The organism is Ruegeria sp. CDSA241 (assembly GCF_059611265.1).
In genome coordinates, this window is record NZ_JBXWPF010000035.1 from 1 (window position 1) to 9,310 (window position 9,310).

10 protein-coding genes and 3 pseudogenes are annotated in these 9,310 nt (G+C 56.0%); 2 read left to right on the forward strand and 11 right to left on the reverse strand.

Features of this window, described 5'->3' with window-relative positions; all coding sequences use genetic code 11:
- From AC2FJV_RS19985 to AC2FJV_RS20030, 10 genes and pseudogenes are all read right to left on the reverse strand, one after another.
- Positions 1-266, reverse strand: a pseudogene (locus tag AC2FJV_RS19985) (IS5/IS1182 family transposase); the annotation flags it as partial.
- Between the two features lie 655 nt (positions 267-921).
- Entirely contained in the window at positions 922-1,179 is a 258-nt protein-coding gene (locus tag AC2FJV_RS19990; RefSeq protein ID WP_142640413.1) for a hypothetical protein, read from the reverse strand.
- A 13-nt stretch (positions 1,180-1,192) separates the two neighbouring features.
- Positions 1,193-1,894 carry a NapC/NirT family cytochrome c gene (locus AC2FJV_RS19995; RefSeq protein WP_185956761.1) on the reverse strand — a complete coding sequence of 234 codons (702 nt, stop codon included), beginning with the start codon at positions 1,892-1,894 and terminating at the stop codon, positions 1,193-1,195.
- Between the two features lie 29 nt (positions 1,895-1,923).
- On the reverse strand, positions 1,924-2,361 hold the full coding sequence (locus AC2FJV_RS20000; RefSeq protein ID WP_185956760.1) for a nitrate reductase cytochrome c-type subunit: 438 nt from the start codon (positions 2,359-2,361) through the stop codon (positions 1,924-1,926).
- A 12-nt stretch (positions 2,362-2,373) separates the two neighbouring features.
- Positions 2,374-3,291 carry a quinol dehydrogenase ferredoxin subunit NapH gene (gene napH, locus AC2FJV_RS20005; RefSeq protein WP_496714475.1) on the reverse strand — a complete coding sequence of 306 codons (918 nt, stop codon included), beginning with the start codon at positions 3,289-3,291 and terminating at the stop codon, positions 2,374-2,376.
- Positions 3,288-4,106, reverse strand: coding sequence for a ferredoxin-type protein NapG (napG, locus tag AC2FJV_RS20010; RefSeq protein WP_496709119.1), 819 nt, complete (start codon positions 4,104-4,106; stop codon positions 3,288-3,290). Before napG ends, napH begins: the two co-directional genes overlap by 4 nt.
- A gap of 27 nt (positions 4,107-4,133) precedes the next feature.
- Complete coding sequence (gene napA / locus AC2FJV_RS20015) at positions 4,134-6,626, reverse strand: nitrate reductase catalytic subunit NapA (RefSeq protein WP_496690623.1); 2,493 nt, start codon at positions 6,624-6,626, stop codon at positions 4,134-4,136.
- The gene (locus AC2FJV_RS20020) at positions 6,623-6,916 is read right to left on the reverse strand and encodes a chaperone NapD (protein WP_496714476.1); all 294 of its coding nucleotides are present in this window, start codon (positions 6,914-6,916) and stop codon (positions 6,623-6,625) included. Before AC2FJV_RS20020 ends, napA begins: the two co-directional genes overlap by 4 nt.
- On the reverse strand, positions 6,913-7,428 hold the full coding sequence (napF, locus tag AC2FJV_RS20025; RefSeq protein WP_496714478.1) for a ferredoxin-type protein NapF: 516 nt from the start codon (positions 7,426-7,428) through the stop codon (positions 6,913-6,915). Before napF ends, AC2FJV_RS20020 begins: the two co-directional genes overlap by 4 nt.
- A gap of 117 nt (positions 7,429-7,545) precedes the next feature.
- Complete coding sequence (locus tag AC2FJV_RS20030; protein ID WP_496694684.1) at positions 7,546-7,848, reverse strand: transposase; 303 nt, start codon at positions 7,846-7,848, stop codon at positions 7,546-7,548.
- On the opposite strand from AC2FJV_RS20030, the pseudogene AC2FJV_RS20035 reads away from it, so the two are divergent.
- Positions 7,836-8,300 (forward strand): annotated as a pseudogene (locus AC2FJV_RS20035) (IS110 family transposase); the annotation flags it as partial. The gene AC2FJV_RS20030 and the pseudogene AC2FJV_RS20035 sit on opposite strands and share 13 nt — an antisense overlap.
- Positions 8,282-8,617 (forward strand): annotated as a pseudogene (locus AC2FJV_RS20040) (IS1 family transposase); the annotation flags it as partial. The pseudogenes AC2FJV_RS20035 and AC2FJV_RS20040, both read left to right, overlap by 19 nt.
- 497 nt (positions 8,618-9,114) lie before the next feature.
- Here AC2FJV_RS20040 and AC2FJV_RS20045 read toward each other — a convergent pair.
- The coding region (locus AC2FJV_RS20045) for a hypothetical protein (protein ID WP_271952802.1) at positions 9,115-9,310 on the reverse strand (196 nt) is incomplete at its 5' end.

Genomic DNA, 9,310 nt, shown 5'->3' on the forward strand with positions numbered 1-9,310 from the left:
GAACAGGTTCAGCGGGCGTCCCTGACTGTCGCAGATGGCGTGCAGTTTGGTGTTCATGCCGCCCTTGGTTCGGCCAATCAGGCGTCCACGCCCCCCTTTTTGACGCCCATGCTGGTCGCTGTCCGATGAGCCTTCAGATAGGTCGCGTCGATCATCACAGTCTTCTGTTCGCCGTGCTCGGCGGCCAGACCGGCCATCATTCGCGCGAAGATGCCCTTGTCGCTCCACCGTTTCCATCGATTGTACAGCGTCTTGTGCGGTCCATAGGCGCAGCCGAGGACACGGTGTTGTCTAATAGGGTTGCCCGAGGGGAAAGGCAGCGTCTTACCCCAGATGGCCAGAGGCGTTTGGCTTGTCCAAATCCTGCTGGCCCTAAAACAAGTGCGGCGGTGCGGGCTGCGCTGTTACTTTTTGCGCCAGAACAGGTTGTTTTTTTGCGCAGTACAAAATGGTGGGAGTAGGACAAGCAGAGCCCGGATCTTGCCAGGCCAATCATGGTTCCTAGGATTACGCGCTTAGGGGCGCCATTGTGCGCAATAAGATATGGAATCAATCTGCGGTGGACTCATTGAGGCCTACTTTCCTGAATCAATTTGGCTGAAACACTATCTTTAAGGGTTTGATATGATATCTATTTTATTGCAGCTAGATGTCGTAATACCTGTCCATTGCAAGGCGTGGTCGAATGCTCCAGTGGCGCGTGGGCTGCAGCTGAAAATCTACACCAACGCGAGCAATGGTCCCTCGGCACGGATTGCTCGATAGTTCTGACGGCTTCCATCTCGAAAACCTATCAGATGAGAAATCAGGGGATGTCCATTCCATCAGAGCCCTTCTGCACCTAGCCGCTATCTACCCCAGAGCATCGGGTAAAGGACCAATCACTACGCCGCCATTGCCCAGCACGCTTCGGTCTTTCTGTTAGACCGTTGCCCCTTTGATACGGATCGCAGAACCCAGTGTCCCGGCACACAGACCCACAACAATGGCGATCAAAAGTTCGGTCGTTGCAACATTGGCAAAGTCCCAATGGGCAAACAGCAGCGTCCCAACAATGCCGATCAAACCGCCCATCATGGCCCCCAGCCAGAGGCGGCGCGTCATCATGCCAAGCGCAACGCCCAGAATGCCTGGAAGGCCGATGATGTTGCCGCCGATTGTTCCCAGAAGTTCCAGCATAACTTACCCCTTTTCAGTCCGACTGTGTGGTCAGGTATGACCGGATTTCTGCGCTGCCGTCTGCAACCTGTTGTTGCAAGTTACCTGCGGATTTATTAGCCAGCGCATCGGTGATTTTCTGGTATTCTTCCTGATAACCCTGCGGCAGGCTGTGTGCGATGCCTTGGTGGCAGTCGATGCAGGTCATGTTGTTGTCAATTGCCCGCTGATGTTCCGATGCAGCGCGTGCTTCTTGAATGGTGAAATCCATATAGTCAAAGTTATGGCAGTTGCGGCACTCGCGGCTGTCAGAGGCCTTCATCTTTTTCCAGACCGCCGAAGCCATACTTAGCCGATGCGCTTCGTATTTCTCAGGCGTGCTGATGGTTCCGGCAAGCTCGTGATAGACATCTTTAACAGCCATGATCTTGGCCTTGATCTTGTGGTTCCATTCATGTGGCACGTGGCAGTCAGAACAGATCGCGCGGACACCGGAGTGGTTGTTATAGTGGATCGTCTCGCGGTATTCGCCCAGATTGGTTTCCATCGTGTGGCACGAGGTACAGAATTCCTCGGTATTGGTCAGTTCCAATGTCCAGTGGAACCCACCCCAGAACAGAATACCGGCCAGAAACCCGGCGAGGATCAGAAAGCCCGAGCTGAACATAACAGCCGGGGTCCAGATCGCGTTCCAGAGGCGGCGGATCCAACCGCGGTTTTCGGGGGAGTCTGCCATCTTGGTGCTCCTTTCAGACATGCGTTGGATTAGTTGCCGGACGAGGGTTCAAACACGTTGTCGACCAACGCAGGCGCATCAGCCTGAGGCACGTGGCACTGGTTGCAGAAATAACGGGTCCCGGCGATGTGATCCAACTCATTGCCGTCACGATCCAGATAATGGGTCATCGACAGGGTCGGCGCATTGCGTTCCCCGGCTTTGGTCCAGTCATGGCAGGACAGGCATTGATTGGTGCGCACGTCAATCTGGTATTGCTCGATCGAGTGGGGGACAAGCGGTGGTTGCTGGCGATAGTTGCGCTGCATCCGTCCTTCCACGTTCTTGTGAATCCGGTCCAACGGAATGGGTTCATCCACCTCGGCGCCACGCAGGGTTTGCACCGTCGCAGATTGCGCAAGGACGAACCCGCTCAGGAATATAACGGGGATCAGGGCGACGACACCTGTGAGGATTGGCTTGTTCATCTCGGCACTCCCTTAAATAGGTCTGGCTACGCGCGGTTCAGGCGCGGGAACTGGATCGGAAGGTGCGGCGACTTGGTCGTCGAACCGGTGAGTAAATTTGAAGACATCAACTGCACAGACATCGATACAGCGACCGCAGTTTGAGCAGTCGGTTGACAGGATCAGCGGCGTGGCACCCGGCTTGCCCTTCAGCGCGGGCGAAATGATGTGGTTTTCGGGGCATACGGCATAACAATCCATGCAATCGTCACAGGCCGAGCGGTTAACCGCGCTGACCCGTAACAGGCTTTTGGTGCCGATCAGGCCATACAACGCACCGACCGGGCATATGTGGCCGCACCAGCCGTGACGGGCGACAAACACATCAAAGACAAAGATCGCAACGACCATGACCCAGACAAATCCGGCCCCAAAGATAAGGCCGCGATGCAACATGGTGATTGGGTTGATAATCTCCCATGCGATCACGCCGGTGAGGCCCGAGACGATCAGCGCCGTGGCCAATATCCACAACCGCGTGCGCCGTTTAGGTTGCCAACCTTTCGGCAAGTCCAACCGCCTGTGCAACCAGTTGGCGGCGTCGGTCACCGGGTTGATCGGACAGACCCACGAACAATAGACGCGGCCCCCGACCAGCGCATAGGCCACCATGACGATCAAGCCGCCAATCAAAGCGGTCATCGCCGGCCAATGCCCGGCGATGATGCTTTGCAACAGGATGAATGGGTCCGTCAGCGGCAGTACACCCAGGGTCTGCGATCCTGCCAAGGTACCTGTAACGACCCAGATGCCGAACCAGGGTCCCAACAGGAACAGGACCAGAAAGAACAGCTGACTGATACGGCGAAGTATCAGGTATTTATGCGCGCCGACCCAGCCTTTGACCGCCACGGCTTCTTGGCCTATGGGCATATGTGTGCGGGTGGTCATTGTCCCACCCCTGGAAGATCATAGCCGGGTTCAAAACCACCCGGTGCGATCAGATTGTCGACCCCCGGGCCGGGCAGGCGGTCGGGCAGGTCGATTATGCCTTCAACAACCGGCGCGCCCTTGGCATCTTTTTCTTCCCAACCTTTGCGGTAATGATCCGCGCTGCTGCCCCGCGCAAGACGTGCCGGCAATACCTTGATTGCGGCTTCTGGCAGAACACAGCTTTTTTCGCACATGCCACAGCCGGTGCAGCGGTCGGCATGTACGGTTGGGATAAACATTGCATGGTGGCCCGAGCGGGCGTTATGCGCCGTTTCCAAAGTGATCGCTTCGTCAATCACCGGGCAGACACGGTAACAAACGTCACACCGCAATCCCAGGAAGTTCAGGCAGTTTTCCTGATCGACCAAAACCGCGACGCCCATTTTGGCATCGTCAATGTTATCCAACTTGGGATCTAGCGCACCGGTCGGGCAAGCGGCAACACAAGGAATATCGTCGCACATTTCACAAGGCACATCCCGAGCAGTAAAATATGGCGTGCCCGTCGCCCCGGCATCCGACCCAAGCTCGGCCAGTTTCAAAGTATCATAGGGGCAGTCTCGCACACACAGCCCGCAGCGAATGCAGGCCGACAAGAACTCCCGCTCTGGCAGCGCGCCGGGGGGGCGCAAAGCTTCGGCCGACAATGCACGGGCGTCGCGGGCCAGCCAGGCCAGCAGTGATCCGGCGACCATACAGCCGCCTGCCGCACGCGCCGTATCCTGAAGGAAGCGGCGACGTTTCGGCGAAAGGGGTGTTTCGGCGAGGGGCATGGGGATTACCTTTGCGATCCGTGCCGATTACGCGCGCTCGACCTTACAGGCGCATTTCTTGTAGTCGGTTTCCTTCGACAGCGGACAGGTTGCATCCAGCGTCAGCTTGTTGGTCAACTGGTGTTCATCAAACCACGGCATAAAGACCAAGCCGCGCGGCACCTTGTTGCGCCCGCGTGTCTCAACCCGACTGGTGACCTCGCCACGGCGGGTCGACAACACGATTTCCTGCCCGCGGCGCAGGCCGCGATCCTTGGCGTCTTGTGGATGCATATAGACAACTGCCGACGGGAAGGCCCGGTGCAGTTCCGGCACCCTGCGTGTCATCGAGCCTGAATGCCAATGTTCCAGCACGCGACCGGTCGACAGCCACAGATCATATTCTTCGTCCGGCTCTTCTGCGGCGGGTTCGTAGGGGGCAAAGATGATTTTTGCCTTGCCGTCCTTGTGACCGTAGAATTTAACATCCGCGCCTTCGGGCACATACGGATCGTACCCTTCGCGGAAGCGGTAAAGGGTTTCTTGCCCGTCCACGACCGGCCAGCGCAACCCACGCGCCTGGTGATAGGTTTCGAACGGCGCAAGGTCATGTGCGTGGCCACGGCCAAATTCGGCATATTCCTCAAACAGGCCTTTCTGAACGTAGAACCCGAAATGCTCGGATTCGTCGTTGTCAAAGCCTTCCGCAGTTTCGGCTAGGGGGTACTTGTCCACCGATCCGTTGGCGTAAAGCACATCATACATGGTCTTGCCGCGGTGTTCGGGCATCTTGGCCAGCAGTTCTTCATCCCAGACCTCTTCAACGGTGAAGCGCTTCGAAAACTCCATCAACTGCCACAGGTCCGATTTTGCTTCGCCGGGCGCTTTCACCTGCTGACGCCAGAACTGCGTACGGCGTTCCGCGTTGCCATAGGCACCTTCTTTTTCGACCCACATGGCGGTGGGCAGGATCAAATCTGCAGAGACAGCCGTGACTGTTGGATAAGGGTCAGAGACTGCGATGAAGTTTTCCGGGTTGCGATAGCCCGGGTAACCTTCCTCGTTGATATTGGGTGCCGCTTGCATGTTGTTGTTGCACTGCACCCAATAGGCATTCAGTTCACCATCCTTCAGCTTCCGGTGCTGCAAGACAGCATGGAACCCGGGCTTTGGTGGAATAGTGCCTGCCGGGATGTTCCAGGCGGTTTCGCAAATCTGACGGTGTTCGTCATTTGCCACCACCATGTCAGCAGGCAGGCGGTGGGCGAACGTGCCCACCTCACGCGCGGTTCCACAGGCCGAGGGCTGACCGGTCAGCGAGAAAGGCGAGTTGCCGGGTTCTGAGATCTTACCAACCAGCAGGTGTACATTATACATCAGCGAATTCACCCACGATCCGCGGGTGTGCTGGTTGAAGCCCATGGTCCACAAGCTCATCACTTTGCGGTTCGGGTCTGCATATTGTTGCGCCAGCTTCTCAAGTTTATCGGCGGGCACGCCAGACAGTTCGGCTGTGTATTCCAACGTATAAGGCGCGACCGCCTCGGCGTATTCTTCAAAGCTGATCGTCTCGAGCTTGCCCGAGTTTGGGTTCTCTGCCTCTTGCTGCAGCGCGTTTGTATCGCGCAGACCATAACCGATATCGGTGGCGGTCTTGGTGATGTTGACGTGTTTGTTGACAAACTCTTCGTTCACCGCGCCGTTCTGAATGATGTAATTGGCGATGTAATTCAGGATTGCCAGATCGGTCTGCGGGTTAAACACTAGGCCATTATCGGCAAGCTCGAACGAGCGATGTTCGAATGTCGATAGAACATGCACTTCGCATCCGGGCTTGGTCAGGCGCGTGTCGGTCAGGCGCGACCACAGGATCGGGTGCATTTCGGCCATGTTCGATCCCCACAGCACGAAAGTATCCGCGTGTTCCAGGTCGTCATAGCAACCCATCGGCTCGTCAATTCCGAAGGTACGCATAAAGCCCACGACCGCGGACGCCATACAGTGCCGCGCGTTGGGGTCGATATTGTTGGACCGGAACCCGGCTTTCATCAATTTCGAAGCAGCATAGCCTTCCCAAACCGTCCACTGGCCTGACCCGAACATGCCGACACTGGTCGGGCCCTTCTTGGCCAGCGCCTCTTTCCATTTGGCAGCCATGACGTCAAAGGCTTCGTCCCAACTGACCGGCTCAAACTCACCGTTCTTGTCATATTCGCCGTTGGTCTTGCGCAGTAATGGGGTGGTCAGGCGATCCTTGCCATACATGATCTTGGACAGGAAATAGCCCTTGATGCAGTTCAGCCCGCGATTGACCGGCGCGTCTGGGTCACCCTGAGTGGCGACAACACGCCCGTCCTTGGTGCCGACCAGCACAGAACAGCCGGTGCCACAGAACCGGCAGGCGGCCTTGTCCCAGCGAATGTCAGGGGTGCCCACCTGCGCGGCAGCCTGACCAGTGGCTAGAGGAATACCTGCGGCAGAGGCCGTAGCTGCGGCCGCTGAGGCCTTGAGGAATGTCCGACGAGTTTCTGATATGGTCATAGCGTGGGCCTCCGGCTGGTGGTTTGGCTTGGGGCATCGGGATGCGGATGGCCGTCCGCAATGTCCTCGAAATGGTGGTACGTCAGCGTCAGAGAAATCACCCCGGGGATCTGGTGCAGGTCCATGATGATCTCGGACGCAAGGCGTGTCGGCGTGTCTTCGACAACAATTACGAAACGGCCGTCTTCGGCCTCGGCGTGAATTTCGACACCGGCGGTGTCTTTCATTGCCTCGGACGCCGCCAGTGTGTGCGCTTGCGCGATATGTAAAAGGCATCCGCAGATATTCATTGGCTGACTTCCGTTTGAGATATGGTTTGGCGTTTCAATGTGACGGCATTGACCGGGCAGGACACCGTACACGACCCACAACCAGTGCAGGCGTCGAGGTCTAAAGATGGATCCGCGCGGCCACCCAGTTGCAGCCTGAAGCTGATGGCGTTTTGTTCGCAATTGTCCTGACACACCCGACAGCTGACCCCATTGACAGACAGGCAGGACGCAGCTTCGACCGACGCACGCCACGGCCAATCTTGCAGGCGTTCTATGTCCAGGGCATCCGTGGGACAGGATTGAGCGCAACTCCCACAAAAAGTGCAGGGACCCTCGGTGGGTTGAAACACCGGATACCCATCCTGACCAATGGTAATCACACTTTCGGGGCAAGCCTCGACACAGTCGCCACATTTACTGCATTGATCTGCAAAACCAGGCACAACCGAACCCGGAGGTCGAACAAGATTACTGTCCTCCCGGAATGCGGTGACGCCCAAAAACACGCGTCGGCTGGTCAGTTGACTCATATCGCTTTGACCTGGCTATCTCTGATTCCTTTTCTGAGTTTACTGCATAATCGTTCTGAGGCTGGTACATTTTGATCCAGATCATAGTTTGAGCGCATCGTTCTTAAACGATTTGAGCTATTTGACGTCTGGAATGCCACCATCCGTGCTGCTTGAAACCAGATGAGCGATGACACAACAAAGCCAAACCGCCATCTGTCTCAATACATCTGATGACGTATAGCCGTCCATTGCCAACCGTTGCCACGTCGACAGGTGATTGGGCCGTAGATCATGTCGTCGCGCAAATTCATTGACCTCACACCCAGGACCGACGACTTGGCCACAACACGACCCTTGAACGGTTCTGAAGGTGTAGACGCCCCCGCTGGCCTCGGTGTGCCATTGTGGGTTTGCAAACAAACTGAATGGAGGCGTCACTGGAAGAGATTGGCATGATTGGCCTGGATTTGGCGAAGAATGTGTTCCAGGTGCACGGAGCGGCTAGAACAGGTCACCCGGTTCTTCAGAAGAAACTGCGCAGGGGCCAGGTCCTCGAGTACTTTGCCAAATTCCCGCGTAGCGTGTTTGCAATGGAGGCCTGCACCAGTGCGCATTATTGGGCGCGCGAGATCGGTCGTTTGGGTCACAAAGTCAGGCTGATCAATCCGGCCACGTGAAGCCATTCGTCTAACGTCAGAAGAACGATATGGACGATGCAGAAGCAGAACTGTGAAGCTGCAAGTCGACCAACGATGCGCATTGTTGCTGTGAAGTGTGAAGAGACCTAGGCGACAGCGATGGTTCTTCGGTCCCGGGAATTGTTGGCTCGGCAACGCACGCAATTGATCAACGCTCTGCAAAGTCACCTTGGCGAGCTAGGTCAGGTCGCACCGACAAATCTCTGATCAGCACGTCGAATGTTGAGTGTCAAAACCTGACCATGCGTATGCCCATGCGCCCTTTTACCCGCCTGACAAGTGGTTTCAGCAAGAAGGTTGAAAACCGCATGCACTCCGTTGCGCTGCGTTTCATGTACTACAACTCTGTGAAGGTGCATCAGACGTTAAAGGTGACACCTCCAATGGAAGCGGGTTTGGCTGATCGCCTCTGGAATATAGCTGAACTGGTTGCTATCGTTGATGCCAACGAACCCGCACCAAAGAAGCGTGGAAACTATAAGCCCCGTAATAAGGCACTTTCAAAGTGACCCAATCCCGTACGATCCGCGTATATTAGCGCGTTGATATATGAAGTCGTTCATGAAACCGGCCAGGCCAAAGGTATTCCGAACCAACCATCAGCGGGTTTTCCATCCACTTCGCGACTGACAAACGTCTGCCTTCGAAGATCTCGAAACGCACCGGCTTCTGCGTCTTACTCTGCAGAACGGAGGCTCGTTCCTTGACCTGTCCGGAGGCCATTACATCGACCACCTGCATTCGGACCAGATCGCAGCCTCGGAGCTTGTTGTCTATTGCCATATTGAAGACGACAAAGTCCCGGTGGATTTTGGCTAGCTCAAGTCCAACCCTGATCGCCCAGATGTGTTTTGGTTTCAGAGGGCGCTTTTGTCCTACGATCCGGCCCTTGTTTCAGGCCGGGCGAAGCGCGCGAATGGCGGGTAAGTTTGGTGTTTCCATGACTGATCCTCCGAACCGCCATTCCCTCCCACTTCGACAACCCGACGTTGACCGGTGCAGCATATCACCGGATGCTGCATCGCATTCGACGTCCAGTGTGAGCCCAAAGCGATAGAGTTTCAAACCTAACATCAAACTTTTCGAGGGCTAAAACAACTGCTACTCCCTTATGAATGATTGTTTGTTGAGCAGCCTCATCTGACTGGTTCAATTTGATTGTTAGTGCATCATTGGCCTGTGATCCATTGAGATGATGGTTT

What these genes read in the sequence shown, in the direction of transcription:
- AC2FJV_RS19990 (WP_142640413.1), bottom strand. Translation starts at nt 1,179, where the DNA reads ATGCTGGAACTTCTGGGAACAATCGGCGGCAACATCATCGGCCTTCCA.
- AC2FJV_RS19995 (WP_185956761.1), bottom strand. Translation starts at nt 1,894, where the DNA reads ATGGCAGACTCCCCCGAAAACCGCGGTTGGATCCGCCGCCTCTGGAAC.
- AC2FJV_RS20000 (WP_185956760.1), bottom strand. Translation starts at nt 2,361, where the DNA reads ATGAACAAGCCAATCCTCACAGGTGTCGTCGCCCTGATCCCCGTTATA.
- napH (WP_496714475.1), bottom strand. Translation starts at nt 3,291, where the DNA reads ATGACCACCCGCACACATATGCCCATAGGCCAAGAAGCCGTGGCGGTC.
- napG (WP_496709119.1), bottom strand. Translation starts at nt 4,106, where the DNA reads ATGCCCCTCGCCGAAACACCCCTTTCGCCGAAACGTCGCCGCTTCCTT.
- napA (WP_496690623.1), bottom strand. Translation starts at nt 6,626, where the DNA reads ATGACCATATCAGAAACTCGTCGGACATTCCTCAAGGCCTCAGCGGCC.
- AC2FJV_RS20020 (WP_496714476.1), bottom strand. Translation starts at nt 6,916, where the DNA reads ATGAATATCTGCGGATGCCTTTTACATATCGCGCAAGCGCACACACTG.
- napF (WP_496714478.1), bottom strand. Translation starts at nt 7,428, where the DNA reads ATGAGTCAACTGACCAGCCGACGCGTGTTTTTGGGCGTCACCGCATTC.